Source organism: Halobacillus litoralis (assembly GCF_009856415.1).
GTDB lineage: Bacteria > Bacillota > Bacilli > Bacillales > Halobacillaceae > Halobacillus > Halobacillus litoralis_C.
Genome location: NZ_WMEZ01000001.1, coordinates 724720 through 744037, shown reverse-complemented (window position 1 = coordinate 744037; position 19318 = coordinate 724720). Strand labels below are relative to the sequence as shown.

The following is a 19318-nucleotide window of genomic DNA, read 5'->3' as shown; positions in this document are numbered from 1 at the left end:
GCGGTATATAATGAGCGATCGTAAACAAGCATTAGATATGGCATTGCGTCAAATAGAAAAGCAATTCGGTAAAGGCTCCATTATGAAGCTAGGAGAAAGCGCTGAGCAGAAAGTAAATACGGTTCCTAGTGGATCACTTGCTCTTGACGTGGCACTTGGAGTCGGCGGCTACCCGCGTGGTAGAATTGTAGAAATTTATGGACCAGAATCATCTGGTAAGACAACAGTCGCGCTTCACGCGATTGCAGAAGCTCAAAGAAAAGGTGGTCAGGCGGCCTTCATCGATGCGGAGCATGCCTTAGATCCTGTCTATGCAAGAGCGTTGGGTGTAGACATTGAAGAACTGCTACTTTCTCAACCGGATACGGGGGAGCAAGCACTTGAAATTGCGGAAGCTCTTGTCCGTAGTGGTGCAGTCGATATGGTTGTCATCGACTCCGTAGCAGCACTTGTTCCAAAAGCTGAGATTGAAGGGGAAATGGGTGACGCACACGTTGGTTTGCAAGCCCGTTTGATGTCCCAGGCCCTTCGTAAGCTCTCTGGAGCCATCAACAAATCCAAAACGACAGCCATCTTCATCAACCAGATTCGTGAAAAAGTAGGAGTTATGTTCGGTAACCCAGAAACAACACCTGGTGGACGTGCGTTGAAATTCTATTCTTCTGTTCGTCTTGAAGTCCGTCGTGCGGAAACTTTGAAACAAGGAAACGAAATGGTCGGGAACAAAACCCGTTTGAAAGTGGTCAAAAACAAAGTAGCCCCTCCTTTCAGACAGGCAGAAGTAGATATTATGTACGGAGAAGGAATTTCTCGGGAAGGGGAACTGCTTGATATCGGAACAGACCTCGACCTCATCCAGAAGAGTGGTTCCTGGTATTCGTATAAAGATGATAGGCTTGGCCAAGGTCGTGAAAATGCAAAGCAATTCCTTAAAGAAAATGTAGAGGTCTACGAAGAAGTTAAAAAATTGATTCGAGATCATTATGGCATGGAAGCAGATGAAGAAGCTGCAGACGCCAAAAATAAGGAAAGCCAGGAAACGCTGGACGTTTAATTGTACTAGTAGAAAATCGAGTATGAAACAGTGGTTTCATACTCGATTTTTACATATGTTTGATTTTTTTGAAGTCAATATCAAGAACCAGATCAAAGTTTACATATGGTCTTTTTCGAGGCGGTCGGGTGTGGAAATGTAATATTAATAGACTGACATTTTTAAATATTTGAATATGTTAGCAGATACATAGGGCGTTTCCTTGACATTCCGTATAGTCAAGCATAAAATGAATGTGTATCATTTTCATCTTTATACCCTTATCTTAAACAAAATGAAACTGAAAATGAAACGTTTGTAATTGCCGACAAACGGACCAAGTTCATAGCAAGAGGAGGTGAAATTATGGATATAATATCCTCGCTCATCTTCATTTTGCTTGCCCTTATCATCGGTTCTGTTGTTGGTTATCTTATTCGGAAATCGATTGCGGAAGCGAAAATTTCCAGTGCTGAGGACCTTGCGAAACAGATTGTGGAAGAAGGTCATCGCAATGCTGAATCAGCCAAGAAGGAAGCTCTTCTGGAAGCGAAAGAAGAGAACCAGAAATTTCGCCAGGAAGCGGAGAACGAAATCCGTGAGCGCCGCATGGAACTGCAGAAAACTGAAAATCGTTTAACTCAGAAAGAAGAGAATCTTGATCGTAAGAGTGGAACGCTTGACCAACGTGATCTTTCACTCGAAAAGAAAGAAGGGACTCTTGCCGAGAGACAACAACAAATTGAAGAAATGGAAAGCAAAGTGAAAGCTATGCTTCAAGAACAACAAACAGAGCTTGAACGTATTTCAAGCCTAACATCAGACCAGGCGAAGCAGATGATCTTAGAACGCGTCGAACAAGAGGTATCGCATGAGTCAGCACTTATGATTAAAGAAGCGGAAAACCGCGCGAAAGAAGAAGCGGATAAGAAGGCGAAAAGCATTCTTTCCCTTGCCCTTCAGCGTTGTGCAGCCGATCATGTGGCTGAAACGACCGTTTCCGTTGTCAACCTTCCTAATGACGAAATGAAAGGGCGTATCATCGGACGTGAAGGCCGGAACATTCGTACGTTAGAAACACTGACAGGCATAGACTTGATCATTGACGATACACCTGAGGCTGTCATCCTTTCAGGGTTTGATCCAATTCGACGAGAAACAGCAAGAATGGCCCTTGAGAAGTTAGTGCAGGATGGACGAATTCACCCCGCTCGTATTGAAGAGATGGTGGACAAGTCTAGACGAGAAGTTGATGATTACATCAGAGAAGTTGGAGAACAAACGACTTTTGAAGTAGGTGTTCATGGTCTCCATCCCGATCTAATTAAGATTTTAGGACGTCTGAAATACCGTACAAGTTATGGACAAAACGTCTTGAAACACTCAATGGAAGTCGCCTACCTTTCCGGTTTGTTAGCTGCCGAACTTGGAGAAGATGAAACCCTGGCCCGTCGTGCAGGACTGCTTCATGATATTGGTAAAGCCATTGACCATGAAGTAGAAGGAAGTCACGTGGAAATCGGTAAAGAATTGGCGATGAAGTACAAAGAGAATGAAACGGTCATTAATGCTGTGGCTTCCCACCATGGTGATGAAGAGCCGACATCAATCATTTCTGTACTTGTTGCTGCTGCCGATGCTCTATCCGCGGCACGTCCTGGAGCCAGAAGTGAAACCTTAGAGAATTACATCAAACGTCTTGAAAAACTGGAAGAGATTTCAGAGTCTTACGATGGCGTAGAGAAATCTTTCGCGATCCAAGCTGGACGCGAAGTTCGCATCATGGTTCGTCCTGATGAAATTGATGATCTTGAAGCAACAAGATTAGCACGAGATATTCGAAATCGAATCGAGGGAGAACTCGATTATCCAGGTCATATTAAAGTTACCGTTATTCGTGAAACACGCTCTGTGGAGTATGCGAAATAAAATGAATGAAGCGGCCTTCTTGGTCGCTTCATTTCTGTTTTTACGGGTACAATAAAGAAACAATTGCGGAAGGAAGGGTTTTGTTTTATGAGAATTTTATTTATTGGTGATGTCGTGGGTTCGCCAGGACGGGAAATGGTTGACGAATACTTACCGAAACTCAAGCAGAAATATCAGCCTGCTGTGACGATTGTGAACGGTGAAAATGCAGCGTCAGGGAAAGGCATTACCGAAAAAATCTACCGTCGCTTCCTTGAAAAAGGAGCCCAAGCTGTAACCCTTGGCAACCATGCGTGGGATAAAAAGGAAATCTTTGACTTTATCGATGCTGCGGAATATCTCGTCCGGCCTGCCAATTATCCCGAAGGCACTCCAGGGAAAGGAATGACTTTTGTCAAGACTCCTAAGGGTGAAGTCGCTGTCATTAACTTGCAAGGACGTACGTTTTTGTCTCCGAATGATGATCCATTCAGAAAAATTGATGAGATGATAACAGAAGCGAAAAAACGCACGTCTATTATTTTTCTGGATTTTCATGCAGAAGCAACTAGTGAAAAACAGGCGATGGGCTGGTATGTAGATGGCAGAGTGAGTGTGAATGTAGGGACACACACCCATATACAGACAGCAGATGAAAGAATCCTGCCAGGAGGCACCGGTTATATTTCCGACGTAGGTATGACAGGACCTTACGACGGAATTCTAGGAATGGAACGGGAAGCGGTTTTAAAGCGTTTTCTTACAAACTTACCTGTACGTTTTGAAGTTCCAAAAAAGGGAAGAGCACAACTAAGTGCCTTCTTGGTGGATGTGGATGATAAAACAGGAAAATCTACAAAAGTGCAGCGTATTTTAATTAACGATGACCATCCATTCTTCGAGTGATTATTTGAATTTTGCGACAAATTCATTCATAATGAAAAGGTAATATCCTACATCTCCAAGAATATAGTAGTTATGGAACAACTATAGTGATTGAAGGAGGAGCTAGTAATGGAAGTCTTAAAAGTATCAGCCAAATCCGTACCTAATTCAGTAGCAGGAGCCTTGGCCAATGTAGTACGAGAGCGCGGGACGGCCGAAATCCAAGCGATCGGAGCTGGAGCATTGAATCAGGCAGTTAAAGCCGTTGCCATCGCAAGAGGGTTTGTTGCCCCGAGCGGCATGGACCTGATTTGCATTCCAGCATTTACAGATATCATGATCGATGAGGAGGAGCGAACAGCGATCAAGTTGATCGTCGAACCTCGATGAACTTATAATTCCAGGCTTTTTTATAAGTTTCGTGTACTTACGATGTTTGCTAGCGAATACCTTATCGTTGTGAATGAATGAAAAATAGAATGGAGCAAAAAAGGCGTACTCTTAATCGAGTACGTCTTTTTTTATAAATTTTAATAGACATTGTTTTTTTAAAGTAGGATGGACCTTTCTCAAGATCACACGTGTTGATTACTATATTAAGAGGCAGTGGAGGTGGAAAGCGGGCTATCCTCTGCCGTCTAAGTTGATCCACTCATACAGATTATAATCAGGTCTTCGAGAATAGGGAGAATCAATGCAATAAATGTGGAGATTTTATAGAGGCGAAAAGACTGTAGAATAATATGAGCGATTGTGTTTTCCCAGTGGACATACAGGTTTGCGTTTTCCTTAATCCATGTTAATATTGTTTTTATAAGAGGTTTAATAATGATTTATTAAGGTTGGGAGTGTTCACTGTGAATGGAACGATGAAAGCGATCGTTAAGCATCACCGGGGCCCAGGAGCGCAAATGCAAGAAGTTGCGATTCCGGAAATCCGTGATGATGAAGTATTGATTCGTGTGAAAGCGACATCGATTTGTGGGACGGATGTCCATATATATAATTGGGATGAGTGGTCTGAAAGCCGCGTCAAACCACCTTACGTTTTCGGTCATGAATTTTCAGGAGAGATTGTGGAAGTAGGGAGTAAGGTCCATAATTTCCAAACAGGAGATTATGTGAGTGCAGAGACTCACCTTATTTGTGGGCACTGTCCGCAATGCTTGACGGGTAAATTCCATATTTGTGAAAACACTAAAATTATTGGTGTAGATACGCAAGGGTGTTTTGCGGAATATGTAGCTCTTCCAGCAGATAACCTATGGAAGAATCCTGATGAGATGCCAACAGACATCGCTTCCATTCAAGAGCCGATGGGGAATGCTGTACATACGGTTCTTAATGGCGATGTAGCAGGGAAATCAGTAGCCATCATCGGTTGTGGACCTATTGGTTTAATGGCTGTAGGCGTAGCTAAGGCAGCTGGAGCATCTCAAGTGCTTGCTTTTGATTTGAATCCATACCGCCTGGAACTTGCTGAGAAAATGGGAGCGACAACCGTGATCCATTCTGGTGAAATCGATCCTGTTGAAAAAGCAAAAGAGTTAACAGATGGCCATGGGGTAGACGTCGTTTGTGAAATGAGTGGACATCCTGTAGCGATGGACCAAGGATTTAAAATGATTACGAATGGCGGCCGTGTTTCCATTCTAAGTCTACCTACGAAGAGAGTGAGCCTCGATGTGACGAATGACATCGTATTCAAAGGCGTAGAGGTTCAAGGGATTACGGGAAGAAAGATGTACGAAACGTGGCAGCAGGTTTCCCGTCTTCTTCAATCTCAACAGGTGGATGTCACTCCACTGATTACTCACCATTTAAAGCTTGAAGAATTTGAGAAGGGCTTTGACTTGATGAATCAGGGTCAATGTGGAAAAGTAGTTTTACACCCATAATTGTAAGGAGGATGTTTTATGAAAGGCTTTGAATACTTGCAAAAAGAACTAAACGAGATGCAGGAAGAAGGGACGTTCCGTACGTTGATCCCTCTGGAATCTGCACAAGGTTCCAAAGTGACAATCAAAGGAAAAGAAGTGATTCAACTTTCTTCCAATAACTATCTGGGGCTTACCTCACATCCGAAGATGAAAGAAGCAGCGGAAAAAGCTAATGAAGTGTATGGCGTCGGAACAGGTTCTGTCCGTACGATTGCAGGTACATTGAAAATGCATGAAGACTTTGAAGAGAAATTAGCGAAGTTCAAACACACAGAAGCTGCACTTGTATTCCAATCCGGCTTCACTACAAACCAAGGTGTCTTGTCTTCCATTCTCGGTAAAGAAGATGTAGTCATCTCCGATGAGTTGAATCACGCATCTATCATCGACGGAATTCGTTTGACAAAAGCGGATCGTAAAATTTATAAACACGTCGATATGGAGTCTTTAGAGTCTGCGTTAAAAGAAAGTGGCGATTATCGTACACGATTAATCGTAACCGATGGCGTATTTTCGATGGATGGCAATATCGCTCCTCTACCGAAAATCGTAGAACTTGCTGAAAAGTATGATGCTCTCGTCATGGTGGATGATGCTCATGCGAGTGGGGTACTTGGTGCCAACGGTCGTGGAACGGTCAACCATTTCAATTTGGATGGCCGCGTCCACATTCAAGTCGGAACTCTAAGTAAAGCGATTGGAGTCCTTGGAGGGTATGTGGCGAGTACAAAAACCCTTCGAGATTACTTGATTCATAAAGGTCGTCCGTTCTTGTTCAGTACCTCCCACCCGCCAGCAGTAACGGCTGCGAATGATGCAGCGATTGATGTATTGTTAGAAGAACCAGAACTGATTGAAAAGCTTTGGGACAATACAAAATTCTTTAAAGATGGCTTAAACGCTCTTGGATTTGACACAGGAATCAGTGAAACGCCGGTAACTCCTGTCATGGTAGGGGATGACGCCCTGACACACAAATTCTCTGATGAATTGTTCGAAGAAGGAGTGTTCGCTCAAGGAATCGTCTTCCCGACAGTCCAGCGAGGTAAGGGACGTGTCCGTACAATTGTTACAGCAGAACATTCAAAAGAAGAACTACAAGAAGCTCTTGATGCCTTTGAAAAAGTCGGTAAAAAATTAGGGATCTTGTAATAGTAAAGAAGCCAGCTATGAAATTCCGTAGCTGGCTTCTTTTAATTTAAAAACCAGTACCCCCTCTATCAAACAAACGCTCCCGATTGTGGAAGACTTAGTTTCGGAATGTTTAGGTAGGTGTTGTCTGGTTGAGCGTTAGGGTGCGCTAGGTAGCCACTCGCTTTCCTATGGGGGAGCGCCGAGCTTCCTTGGAGCGGGCTGAAGTACTAACTAAGGGATTCTCCGCCTTTCTCCTTCTACCACAGGAGTCTCGCAGCTCCACCCACTCAACAAAAGTCTCGAAACTGAGTCTTCCATAATCCTGCCAAATTGTTGAATATAATGTTTCGAAAATGGATGAAAAAAGGTGGAATTCATGTTTACGCTTAATTTATCATGAAAAACTTGATATAATGGTACAGTTAGAAGGTTCGGCTTGAAAGGAGATCATTATGAACGAACAGCAACGAAAGGAAATGTCACAAATTCGCAAGCCTTCCACGGCGGATGATAAAGCAGAGCAAGATAACTTAAATCGACTCAAACAAAAAACAAGTGAAGATTTTGTTAAATATTTTGAAACGACATATCAACCTCCGAACATGAGGGATGCACAGCGCCGGAAACGGAAAGAAACCGATGTGCATTATGATTTTGAAATTCCTGAAGATATGGATCAAGCAGGCAAAGGTAAAAAATATTTGATCCGTACATACGGATGTCAGATGAACGAACATGATACTGAAGTCATGGCAGGAATTTTTGAAGAGATGGGTTATGAACCTACAAAAGATACGAAAGAAGCAGATATCATTTTATTGAATACCTGTGCCATTCGTGAAAATGCAGAAAATAAGGTGTTCGGTGAAATTGGACACTTAAAGCCTTTGAAAATGGAAAACCCGAATTTGATCATTGGAATCTGTGGGTGTATGTCACAGGAAGAGTCTGTCGTAAACCGGATTCTTAAAAAACACCCATTTATCGACCTTATTTTCGGTACACACAATATTCATAGAATCCCACAGCTCGTAAAAGAAGCGATGTTCGGGAAAGAAATGGTGATCGATGTATGGTCGAAAGAAGGGGACATTATTGAAAACCTTCCAAGGTCACGAAAAGGTAAAATTAAAGCTTGGGTGAACATCATGTATGGCTGTGACAAATTCTGCACCTACTGTATTGTTCCATATACAAGAGGAAAAGAAAGAAGCCGTTTACCACAGGACATCATCCAAGAAGTAAGGCATTTAGCGGCTCAAGGGTATAAAGAAATCACTCTTCTTGGACAGAACGTCAATGCGTATGGAAAAGACTTGGATATGGCCTATGGGCTTGGCGATTTGATGGATGAGCTACGCAGTATCGATATTCCCCGGGTCCGCTTTACAACATCTCACCCAAGAGACTTTGACGATCGCTTGATTGAAGTACTTGCGAAAGGCGGTAATATGCTCGACCATATCCATCTACCCGTCCAGTCAGGGAATAGCGATATTTTGAAAATCATGGGTCGTAAATACTCCAGGGAAGAGTATCTTGAACTTGTTCGCAAAATTCGTGTAGCGATGCCAGACGCAACCCTGACGACGGATATTATCGTCGGGTTTCCTAATGAAACGGAAGAGCAGTTCCAGGATACGTTATCCCTTGTGGAGGAAGTCGGCTTTGAAGCTGCCTATACATTTATCTATTCTCCAAGAGATAATACGCCCGCAGCTAAAATGAAAGATAACGTTTCAATGGAAGAGAAGAAGGAGCGTTTGCAGCGGTTGAATAAAATCGTCAACCAGCAATCTGCGGACGCTATGAAAGCATACGAAGGTGAAATTGTAGATGTCCTTGTAGAAGGAGAAAGTAAGAATAATCCGGATGTGTTAGCCGGGTACACGAAGCGGAACAAGTTGGTAAACTTCCGTGCACCTGAGTCTACAATCGGGCAAATTGTACCTGTAAGAGTGACCAAAGCGAAAACTTGGTCCCTTGATGGTGAGTTATTAGAAATCAACGCAGAGGTGAAATAAATGGCACAGTATACGAGACAACAAGTTGTAGAAGAAGCAAAAAAATTAGCGAAAATGATGGCTGATATCGAAGAAATCGATCGTTTCAAGCAATTAGAAGCGAAATTGAATGACAATCAAAAGGTTCAATCTCATATTAAGAAAATCAAAGCTTTGCAAAAGCAGGCGGTGAACTTTCAAGCTTACGGGAAAACGGAAGCTCTTCAGAAGATTGAAAAAGAAATCGATCGTCTCCAAGATGAGCTGGATGAGATTCCTGTCGTTGCAGAATTTAAAGATTCTCAAACCATTATTAATGATATCCTTCAAATGGTTTCAAACACGATCTCACGTGAAGTTACCAATGAAGTCATTCGTTCTACGGGCGGGGATATCCTGCAAGGCGAAACAGGTTCAAATAAATCAAGTCATGGTTGCAGCCATTGATGCATACACTTCCGTCAGAGGGTTTTCCCCCTCTGGCGGTTTTTTTTGTACAATTTTATAGGCTATTGCATAGAATGAATTAAACACGTCCTTAGGCCATTTTCCCGTTAGTCACCATTCGCCCAACCAAACATAGGATGGGTGGTAGAATAAGGAGGAGTGAAACCCTATGTCTTTTTTTGAACGAGATTACAGAGAGATCATTACAAAAGCTGTAATCGCTAAAGGTAAAAAGTTTACAGAATCCACACACACCATCAGCCCTTCGCACCGTCCGACAAGTATCCTAGGTTGTTGGGTCATCAATCACATCTACAATGCCAAAAAGAAAGGAGATCACGTTGAAATCTCTGGCAGTTACGATGTGAACGTCTGGTATTCGTATAACGACAATACAAAAACAGAAGTCGTTACAGAGCGTGTCAGCTATTGTGATCACGTCAAGTTGGCAGTGAAAGATGATAATTGTGTACATGATGACTTTGAGGTAATCGCTAAGGTCGTACAGCAACCGAACTGTTTGGAAGCAAACATTTCAGGCAACGGACAAAAGATTGTTGTAGAAGTAGAGAGAGAGTTTGTGGTAGATGTCATAGGTGAAACGAAATTGTGTGTGAAAGTGGATCCTCATGGATGCGGCCATGATGATGATTACGATTATGATTTGTCTTCCGATGATTTTTCAGCCATCGAAACGGACTTCCTTCCATCCTCTTCAGACAAAGATCACGATAGTCACGATTAATGATGAATTCCTTGCTGCTTCAGCGAGGATTTCTTTTTTTTGCTTTATAAATGATACAACAATTATATAATAGCTCCCGATTGTAGAGGACTGAGTTTCAAGAGAACCCGGGTTCGTTGAAGTCAGGGGTGGTTCGGAAGCTACTCGTCTAGCTCCATCGCTCAGACACTCGCGTCATAAGCAGAACAGCAAAGGAATGAAAGGATACATCATGTTACTGTTCTGCTTTTGCTGGTCGTGTCTACCAGGGAGATTCCGCATTTGAACAATTTCCTGTGGGGATGACGGCAAGCCTCCTCGAACTTCGCTCTTTGGTCTCTGTGCCAGCCAATCCATTCCCAGGGGAGATTCTGCTATATACTTTAATAATGTCATGTCCTTTCATGTAAGAACATTTGCCTCGTATGCTATAATGGATGGAGAATCTTATGCACGTTTTGGAGGTTTAACCTTATGGCACAATACACACCCATGATGCAGCAGTATTTAAAAATTAAAGCAGACCAAAAAGATGCCTTCCTGTTTTTCCGGTTAGGCGATTTTTATGAATTGTTCTTTGAGGATGCAACGAAGGCATCCCAAGAGCTTGAAATTACATTGACCAGCAGGGACGGAGGTTCTAACGGACGGATCCCCATGTGCGGAGTTCCATATCACTCCGCAGACAATTACATAAAGCAGTTGATTGAAAAAGGGTACAAAGTTGCTATTTGTGAGCAGGTCGAGGATCCAAAAACGACCAAAGGGGTCGTGAAACGGGAAGTCGTCCAACTGATCACGCCAGGTACGGTCATGGAAGGCAGCATGCTTGATGAAAAGGAAAACAACTACTTGGCCTCACTGAGCGCTTTTGAAGATGGCTCGTACGTTGTGAGTTACAATGATCTCACAACTGGAGAAAACAGTGTAGCTCTTATTCCAGGTGGCTTTGATGCTGCAATGAGTGAATTGTACAGCCGGCCGGTCAAAGAAGTGGTTGTATCCAATGATTTTGATGTCGAGTATAAACAGATGTTGATCGACCGTTTGGATTACACTGTTTCTCATCAGGAAGAGACGGAAATTTCGCCTGAATTTCAACCTCTTGTCGAGGGCGTTCATCAGGACAAGCTGATTATTGGTTTTGGTAGACTCCTGAATTATATCCAGCATACGCAAAAAAGGTCACTCGATCATCTTCAACCTGTGAAAGTGATTGAATTGAAACAATTTATGACGCTTGATATGTATTCCAAAAGAAACTTAGAATTGTTGGAAACCATAAGAAAAAAAGGAAAAGCGGGGAGCCTTCTTTCTGTCATTGATAAAACTGTCACTTCGATGGGTGCCCGTATGCTCAAAAAATGGATGGAGCGCCCGTTGTTGTCAGCGGATGCCATTGCGATGAGACATGACCAGGTGGAAGGGTTTCTTGATCAGTTTTTTGAACGAGAGACTTTGAGAGATGAGCTATCCAATGTATATGACTTGGAACGTTTAGCTGGAAGAGTAGCCTTTGGCAATGTGAATGCCAGGGATATGATCCAGTTGAGGAATTCACTAAGTCGTATTCCGGATATCTTGACGACGCTCTCTAAATTCGACCACCCTTCCATAGAAAAGCTATATGACACGGTCGACCCGCTTCATGATTTGCAGGATCTTCTCCAGGAAAGCATTGCCGAGGACCCTCCAATCTCTGTAAAAGAGGGGGGCTTGATTCGGGATGGCTTCCACGAACAGCTGGATGACTATCGATATGCTTCCAAGAACGGAAAGCAGTGGATTGCAGAGCTTGAACAAAGGGAACGAACGGAAACAGGAATCAAATCTTTGAAAATCGGCTATAATCGTGTGTTCGGCTATTATATCGAAGTGACAAAAGCGAACTTGAGGCATTTACCTGAAGGAAGGTATGAGCGTAAGCAGACGCTGACAAATGCCGAGCGTTTCATTACTCCAGAACTGAAAGAGAGAGAAACAATGATCCTCGAAGCCCAGGAGAAAAGTGTGGAGCTTGAGTATGAACTGTTTCTCGAAGTCCGTGAAAAGGTAAAGGCCTATGTGAAAAGGCTTCAACAGCTCGCAGACCAAATCAGCCACATTGATGTTCTGCAAGGTTTTGCTCAAGTAGCAGAATCATACCAATATGTGCGACCAGAATATCGGAAACAACGTGTAGTGGACATCCGGCAGGGTCGTCACCCTGTCGTAGAGAAGGTAATGCAGGAAGGAACGTTCGTCCCAAATGATATTTACATGAACGAAGAGACGGATGTGTTACTAATTACAGGACCAAACATGTCGGGTAAAAGTACGTACATGCGTCAGCTCGCATTGACGGCCATTCTTGGTCAAATGGGCTCTTTTGTTCCTTGCCAGTCTGCAAGTTTACCAGTCTTTGATCAAATATTTACAAGAATCGGTGCGGCTGATGATCTCGTTTCCGGTCATAGTACATTCATGGTCGAAATGCTGGAAGCAAACCATGCTTTGACGCATGCGACGGAAAACAGCTTGATCCTTCTTGATGAGATAGGGAGAGGGACAAGTACGTATGATGGTATGGCTTTGGCTCAGGCCATTGTAGAATATATTCACGGGGAGATTAAAGCGAAAACGTTATTCTCTACTCACTATCATGAATTGACCTCATTAGATGAACAGCTTGAGCGTTTAAAGAATGTCCATGTCCGTGCTGAAGAATATGAAGGCAATGTTGTGTTCCTTCATCAGATCAAAGAGGGACCTGCGGATGAAAGTTACGGCATCCACGTGGCGAAGCTTGCGCACTTGCCTGATCCACTGATTAATAGAGCAACAGCCCTTTTGGATCAACTGGAAAATGGGCCTGTAAAAAAAGAAGCCTCCACTTCTGCCGCAGAAGAGGAGCAGCTAAGCTTGTTTGTAGAAGAATCAAAACCTGAGAAAAAAGGGGCAACGAAGCCGCAAGCTTCTCATATAGAAAAGCGTCTGCAGTCATTAGATCTAATGGAGATGACACCGATGGACGCTATGAATGAATTGTACCAATTGCAAAAACGTTTAAAATCATAAAGGAGGAACAGAGATGGCGCGGATTCGACTGATGCCAGACCACCTAGCCAACAAAATAGCGGCCGGAGAAGTTGTAGAACGCCCAGCCTCTGTCGTCAAAGAACTGGTAGAAAACAGTATTGATGCAGGTGCCACATGGGTGAAGGTTGATTTAATGGAGGCCGGTTTGCAACGGATCCGGATTACCGATGATGGCGCGGGAATGGATGAAGAGGATTGCGAAATCGCTTTTTATCGCCATGCAACGAGTAAAATTCTTGATGAAAACGACCTCTTCCATGTCCGGTCCCTTGGTTTTCGTGGGGAAGCATTAGCAAGTATCGCTGCAGTCAGCCGCTTGAGTATCCAGACCTCCACGGGGGACAGTGCTGGGACGAAAATGAATCTCGAAGGAGGGCATTTCGTCTCCAGAGGAAAAAGTGATGCGAGAAAAGGAACGGACATTACGGTTGAGGAATTGTTTTTCAATACACCGGCCCGTTTAAAGTATATGAAAACCATTCATACAGAGCTCGGGCATGTGACGGACGTATTGAATCGTATGGCCTTAGCTCATCCAGAAGTGCAATTCATTTGTACACATAATGAAAAGCAGATCTTCAAGACGAATGGACGTGGAGATCTCCTCCAAGTTATCGCGAATATTTACGGTATGAATGTCGCTAAAAAAATGATCCCGATCGAAGTGGAAACGGCGGATTTTAAAGTGGATGGATATATTGCAAAACCTGAAGTTTACCGTGCTTCGAGAAATTATATGTCTACGATCATCAATGGTCGTTTCATTCGGAGCATCCCTTTGAATAAAGCTGTTTTGCAAGGCTATCATACCTTGCTGCCAATCGGTAAAAGTCCGATTGTCGTTTTAAATATAAACATGGATCCGATCCTTGTCGACGTCAACGTTCATCCATCTAAGATGGAGGTTCGTTTTAGTAAGGAGAAGGAATTGTATGATTTGTTAGAAGAGACCGTTCGGCAGGCCTTTCGTAAACAAACCCTCATTCCTGATGTGTCACAGCCCTCAGCAAAGCCTGCGAAAGAGAAATCTACTCAGGAATCTTTCAATCTGTATCTTTCGAGGGAAGAGGATGCCCATCGCGAGCGGGAATCCACCGTGGATCATTTAGTAAAAAAAGAGCAAGGACTTCCAAAAGAGAATGATTTTCAAAAGAATCAGGACGAATTAGTCAAAGAGATGATCCCCTCATTTGATACGGATGCGGTTGTTTCAAAAGAAAGCTTACCGTCTGAAGATAAAGTAGAAGAAGAGCCTTCTCTTGAACAGAAACGAGTCCCGACCATGCATCCGATTGGTCAGCTGCATGGAACATATATCCTTGCTCAAAATGAGGAAGGCATGTATATCGTCGATCAGCATGCGGCTCAAGAAAGGATCAAATACGAATTTTTCAGAGACAAACTGTCTGAAGTAGATCACGAAGTACAGGAACTGCTTGTACCGATGACTTTTGAATTTTCTAAGGCTGAATCGTTAAGGATCGAAGAGTACAAAAATGAACTTGAAAAAGTGGGGTTGTTTTTTGAACCATTCGGAGACACGACCTACATCGTGCGCAGTCACCCTCAGTGGTTCCCGAAAGGGTTTGAAGAAGAGGTGATTGATGAAATGATCCAGCAGCTGATGGAGGAAGACCGGATTGACATTCTTAAACTAAGAGAAGAAGCGGCAATTCTCATGTCGTGTAAACGATCCATCAAAGCGAACCATTATTTGAACCAGACGGATATGTTTCATCTCTTAGAAGATTTAAGGAAGTCGACGGATCCTTTCACTTGTCCTCATGGACGACCGATCATTGTTTTCTTTTCCGAGTATGAGATGGAAAAAATGTTCAAACGTGTGATGTAATAAAAAAGAGACTCCAATTCGGAGTCTCTTTTTTTTTATTTATTGGTTTGTTTACATAATATTTTTATAATCAACTTATTTATAAGTACGAATGGCAGAGTAGAGGATTAGGAGATATTCTTCTGCTGGAGAAGAAAACGAAAATAGTTATCGATTTGTTTAATGTCCTCCGGCTGAATGCCAAACCATGCTTTCTTGTCGAAAAATACAGGTTTGGTGTATCCCTTCGTTTCCAGGAGCTGCTTAATTTCTCGCATTTCATCTTCTAGTTCATCACTTAAACCGAGGAGATAATCTGCGGTGGTATGGAGAGCGTGAGCAATCTTCGTGAGATCTTCAAGATCCGGAGAAGTGTAACTCCGTTCCCAATTCGATACAACTTGTGGTGACACACCGACTTTTTCAGCCAACATCGATTGTGTTAAACGTCTTTCTTTTCTAAGTGAACGAATTCTTTCATGGACCACTTTAAGACGCCTCCTTTTCTATACTATAACACATACTAACGAAATGCGATAGTACAACTAACGAATATTTTGAATATTTATAACGGAACTCGTTAGTTGTAGTAACGGATTGCGTTAGTTTAGTTGCTGAGGTATGATTGTAGAGCCATTCATGTATAATAGAGACGTGTGAAGGAGGTGGGCTTGTGAAACCATTGGTGATCTCAGTGGTCGGTCCTACAGCAGTCGGAAAATCGAATTTGGGGATCCGGATCGCTCAGCGTTTTGGTGGGGAAGTAATCAGTGGAGATTCCATGCAAATTTACCGGACGATGGATATCGGAACAGCGAAGGTGACCAAAGAGGAGATGCAGGGCATCCCGCACCATATGATTGATTTTAAAGATCCCGCTGAACAGTTTTCAGTCGCTGAGTTCCAGCAGAATGTACAAGCGTTAATCAGGGATATCCATGAGCGGGGGAAGCTTCCGGTTTTGGTAGGGGGGACAGGCTTATACATACAAGCAACACTTTTTGATTTCCATTTCTCAGAACAAAAAAAGGATCCTTCCATCATGGAGAAGCTTGAAAAAGAATGGAAAGAAAATGGCAGAGATTATATGTACAAACGCCTTGTTGAAATTGATCCCGAACAAGCGGAAAAAATTCATCCCAATAATGAAAGGCGAGTACTAAGGGCGCTTGAAGTTTATGAAACGACAGGCCAGGTGATGAGTGACCGCCATCATCAGCAGCAAAAGGAATCGCCCTTTAGCCCATTATTAATCGGGCTGGAGATGGACCGGGAGTTACTGTACGATCGTATCAATCACAGGGTCGATCAGATGATTGAACAGGGCCTGGTAAAAGAAGTTCAGCATCTCTATGAACAAGGGCTGAAGGACGCTCAATCGATGCAGGCGATCGGTTATAAGGAATTGATTCCTTACTTCGAAGGTTCATGTACCCTGGCAGAAGCCGTTGAGTTGCTGAAACGCAATTCCAGACGCTATGCGAAACGCCAGTACACGTATTTTAAGAACAAAATGGATATCAACTGGTATGAAGTATCTCCTTCAAACTACGAGGAGAAATTTGAAACAATTTTAGGCGATTTAGCAGGAAAGATAGACTAATGCGTAGAATCGTAATATTACAGATAGAAAAGAGGAGGAAGATCCATGGCCCAATCGGTTAATATCCAAGACAATTATTTGAATCAATTAAGGAAAGAACGCATGCAGGTGACCGTCTTTCTGCTCAATGGCTTTCAATTGAGAGGCATCGTTAAAGCCTTTGACAATTTTACTGTTTTGTTAGAGACGGAAGGTAAGCAACAATTGATTTTCAAACATGCAATTTCAACATTTGCTCCTGTCAAAAATGTTTCATTGGATAAAGAGTAGTGTGAATGGTCCAGAAAAACGCAAGAAGCGGGTGCCTTTAATGGCATCCGCTTCTTTTAATGGGGTGTAAGAGAAATGTTTTGGCACCTTCAACCTTGGGCGTTTGTCACAGGAATCCCTACGTACGCGTATGATGAAGAAGAATGAGGAGGGATCGATGTGCAACCCCAAGCGAAAACGGTGAAACCAAGCAGCACAATCAATATTGTGTTGAATGATTCTAAAGAAAAAGCGATTCCTGATCGGAAAGCAGCTGCCCTCAAACAAACCGGCGCTCCTTTCCTCAAAATCGAGGAATTTTTCAATTCCATCATTGGTATGGAGGATTTAAAGACCAGGGTAAAAGAAATTTATGCACAGGTGCTCGTTTCTAAGAAAAGAGAAGAAGCAGGACTAAAGTCGAATGCGCAAGTTCTCCACATGGTTTTTCACGGAAACCCCGGTACGGGAAAAACGACCATCGCGCGTATGGTTGCTGCTTTATTCCGCGATGTCGGGGTGCTTGATAAAGGCCAATTTATTGAAGCAGATCGGAGTGACCTTGTAGGTGAGTATATCGGTCATACAGCGCAAAAAACGAAGGATTTGATCCATAAAGCATTGGGAGGAGTCCTTTTTATTGATGAAGCCTATTCATTGGCGAGAGGAGGAGAAAAGGATTTCGGAAAAGAAGCGATTGATACATTGGTGAAATGCATGGAAGATCATCATAATGAATGCATTATCATCCTTGCTGGATATCCGGATGAGATGGAAGATTTTCTCACCCTTAACCCCGGCCTTGCTTCCCGGTTCCCTATTCAGTTATCTTTCAAAGATTACTCTGCGAAAGAACTTACGCAGATTGCTTTTGGAATGATTGAAGAAAGGGAATATTGTTTAACAAAAGAGGCGGAACGTAAACTTTTTCAACACTTGGCCCTCGTTTATGCCAGGCGCGAGGAAAATTTTTCAAATGCCCGCTATGTAAGAAACCTCATTGAAGAAGCGATTCGAAAGCATGCCTGGCGAGTGATCAGCACCCCAAATCCGAAGAAAAAAACACTGATGACCCTTCAGGCAGAAGATTTTGATGTTCCTTTACAAGAAACCGCCTTGAACTAAACCGGTTGTACATTCATAGGAAACGTTTTTCTGTTATGATGAAACAGATACAGGTAGACGGAAGAGTAGGTGAACAGACAGATGTCAAAAGAATTGGTCGTATTAGTTGCAAGAAAAGATCCATTTGAACAAGAAGAACGATTTCAGTCCTCTATGGAAGAACTTCAGTCACTGACGGAAACCGCTAACGGAGAAGTATGCAAAATTATTACTCAGAAGCGTGACCGGGTTCACCCGGCTACATATTTAGGTGAGGGTAAACTGGAAGAAATAAAAGAAGCAGCAGAGGAATCTGAAGCTGAACTCGTGATATTCAATGATGAATTATCACCCGGTCAGCTTAGAAATATAGCAGACAGGGTCGGCGTGCGCGTGATCGACAGAAGTCAGCTGATCCTGGACATTTTCGCAGGACGGGCGCGTACAAAGGAAGGGAAATTGCAGGTAGAACTTGCTCAACTGCAATATTTACTTCCACGGCTATCGGGACAAGGGACCGCGTTATCCCGATTGGGTGGAGGAATTGGTACACGTGGCCCTGGTGAAACAAAACTGGAAACCGACCGTCGTCATATCCAGCGAAGAATTGATGATATCAAGAAACGGTTGGATACGGTCGTAAAACAACGAGAGCAGTACCGGAAACGGAGAAAAGAAAACCGTGCTTTTCAAGTGGCGATCGTCGGTTATACAAATGCTGGTAAATCGACTTTCTTCAATAGAGTAACCGATAGCCAGTCCTTCGAAGAGGATTTGTTGTTTGCTACACTCGATCCATTGACGAGGCAAATGAGCCTTCCTTCGGGCTTTTTGGCTCTGCTTTCCGATACGGTAGGATTTATTCAGGACTTGCCAACGACACTCATTGCAGCATTCCGATCTACATTAGAGGAAGTGACGGAAGCAGACTTTATTGTTCATATGGTCGATGCGTCACACCCCGATCATATGCAGCAGGAAAAGACCGTATTGAAATTGTTGGACGAACTTGGAGCCGGTCAACTGCCGGTCCTTACCGTTTACAATAAAAAAGATCTGCTAAAGGAAGATTTTATTCCACATTCCTTCCCGTCGTTGACGGTGAGCGTACATGATCCGATTGACCGTAAACGTGTCCTTCATAAAATCGAAGAGGTTTTAAAAGAGGAGTGGGATGAGTATGACGTTTTCGTGCCGGCTTCTGAAGGGAAACGATTGCAGCAATTCAAAGCCTACAGTATGATAACGAGCATCCATTTTTATGAGGAAAAAGAAGGGTATGCCCTTCATGGTTTCATCCATCCTGAGCACCCATTGAAACACCAAATATTATAAATCTGAACAAAACGTTGAATCAACGAAATTCTGCAAGATAGGAA

The 19318-nt window shown here is 43.1% G+C and carries 16 protein-coding genes; 15 read left to right on the top strand and 1 reads right to left on the bottom strand.

Annotated features, from left to right (window positions below):
* Positions 1 to 10 precede the first annotated feature (10 nt).
* The 11 genes from recA (at position 11) to mutL (ending at position 15004) form a co-directional block, all read left to right on the top strand.
* Complete coding sequence (gene recA / locus GLV98_RS03975; RefSeq protein ID WP_160912291.1) at positions 11 to 1054, top strand: recombinase RecA; 1044 nt, start codon at positions 11 to 13, stop codon at positions 1052 to 1054.
* A 345-nt stretch (positions 1055 to 1399) separates the two neighbouring features.
* A complete protein-coding gene (gene rny / locus GLV98_RS03970; protein ID WP_089652346.1) occupies positions 1400 to 2962 on the top strand; it encodes a ribonuclease Y in 1563 nt (520 codons plus the stop codon).
* Positions 2963 to 3049: 87 nt separating this feature from the next.
* The gene (locus GLV98_RS03965; protein WP_160912289.1) at positions 3050 to 3847 is read left to right on the top strand and encodes a TIGR00282 family metallophosphoesterase; all 798 of its coding nucleotides are present in this window, start codon (positions 3050 to 3052) and stop codon (positions 3845 to 3847) included.
* Positions 3848 to 3955: 108 nt separating this feature from the next.
* The gene (locus GLV98_RS03960) at positions 3956 to 4216 is read left to right on the top strand and encodes a stage V sporulation protein S (RefSeq protein ID WP_008640081.1); all 261 of its coding nucleotides are present in this window, start codon (positions 3956 to 3958) and stop codon (positions 4214 to 4216) included.
* 467 nt (positions 4217 to 4683) lie between these two features.
* Complete coding sequence (gene tdh / locus GLV98_RS03955; protein ID WP_337193709.1) at positions 4684 to 5724, top strand: L-threonine 3-dehydrogenase; 1041 nt, start codon at positions 4684 to 4686, stop codon at positions 5722 to 5724.
* A gap of 18 nt (positions 5725 to 5742) precedes the next feature.
* On the top strand, positions 5743 to 6918 hold the full coding sequence (locus GLV98_RS03950; RefSeq protein WP_160912287.1) for a glycine C-acetyltransferase: 1176 nt from the start codon (positions 5743 to 5745) through the stop codon (positions 6916 to 6918).
* Between the two features lie 434 nt (positions 6919 to 7352).
* Complete coding sequence (gene miaB / locus GLV98_RS03945; RefSeq protein WP_160912285.1) at positions 7353 to 8924, top strand: tRNA (N6-isopentenyl adenosine(37)-C2)-methylthiotransferase MiaB; 1572 nt, start codon at positions 7353 to 7355, stop codon at positions 8922 to 8924.
* Positions 8925 to 9350, top strand: a complete 426-nt coding sequence (locus tag GLV98_RS03940; RefSeq protein WP_089652342.1) for a RicAFT regulatory complex protein RicA family protein — start codon at positions 8925 to 8927, stop codon at positions 9348 to 9350.
* Positions 9351 to 9519: 169 nt separating this feature from the next.
* Positions 9520 to 10095 (top strand): outer spore coat protein CotE, encoded by a 576-nt coding sequence (cotE, locus tag GLV98_RS03935; protein ID WP_115823236.1) that lies wholly within the window; start codon positions 9520 to 9522, stop codon positions 10093 to 10095.
* A gap of 453 nt (positions 10096 to 10548) precedes the next feature.
* Positions 10549 to 13131: a DNA mismatch repair protein MutS gene (mutS, locus tag GLV98_RS03930; protein WP_160912283.1), complete on the top strand. Its 2583-nt coding sequence runs from the start codon at positions 10549 to 10551 to the stop codon at positions 13129 to 13131.
* Between the two features lie 13 nt (positions 13132 to 13144).
* A complete protein-coding gene (mutL, locus tag GLV98_RS03925; protein ID WP_160912281.1) occupies positions 13145 to 15004 on the top strand; it encodes a DNA mismatch repair endonuclease MutL in 1860 nt (619 codons plus the stop codon).
* 107 nt (positions 15005 to 15111) lie between these two features.
* Here the strand turns inward: mutL and GLV98_RS03920 are convergent, their stop codons facing one another.
* Positions 15112 to 15471: a helix-turn-helix domain-containing protein gene (locus tag GLV98_RS03920; RefSeq protein ID WP_160912279.1), complete on the bottom strand. Its 360-nt coding sequence runs from the start codon at positions 15469 to 15471 to the stop codon at positions 15112 to 15114.
* 185 nt (positions 15472 to 15656) lie between these two features.
* On the opposite strand from GLV98_RS03920, the gene miaA reads away from it, so the two are divergent.
* The 4 genes from miaA (at position 15657) to hflX (ending at position 19274) form a co-directional block, all read left to right on the top strand.
* Complete coding sequence (gene miaA, locus GLV98_RS03915; protein WP_160912276.1) at positions 15657 to 16586, top strand: tRNA (adenosine(37)-N6)-dimethylallyltransferase MiaA; 930 nt, start codon at positions 15657 to 15659, stop codon at positions 16584 to 16586.
* A 45-nt stretch (positions 16587 to 16631) separates the two neighbouring features.
* Positions 16632 to 16856 (top strand): RNA chaperone Hfq, encoded by a 225-nt coding sequence (hfq, locus tag GLV98_RS03910; RefSeq protein ID WP_089652336.1) that lies wholly within the window; start codon positions 16632 to 16634, stop codon positions 16854 to 16856.
* A gap of 159 nt (positions 16857 to 17015) precedes the next feature.
* Positions 17016 to 17960, top strand: a complete 945-nt coding sequence (locus GLV98_RS03905) for an AAA family ATPase (protein WP_160912274.1) — start codon at positions 17016 to 17018, stop codon at positions 17958 to 17960.
* An 81-nt stretch (positions 17961 to 18041) separates the two neighbouring features.
* Entirely contained in the window at positions 18042 to 19274 is a 1233-nt protein-coding gene (gene hflX / locus GLV98_RS03900) for a GTPase HflX (protein ID WP_160912272.1), read from the top strand.
* The last annotated feature ends 44 nt before the right edge of the window (positions 19275 to 19318 follow it).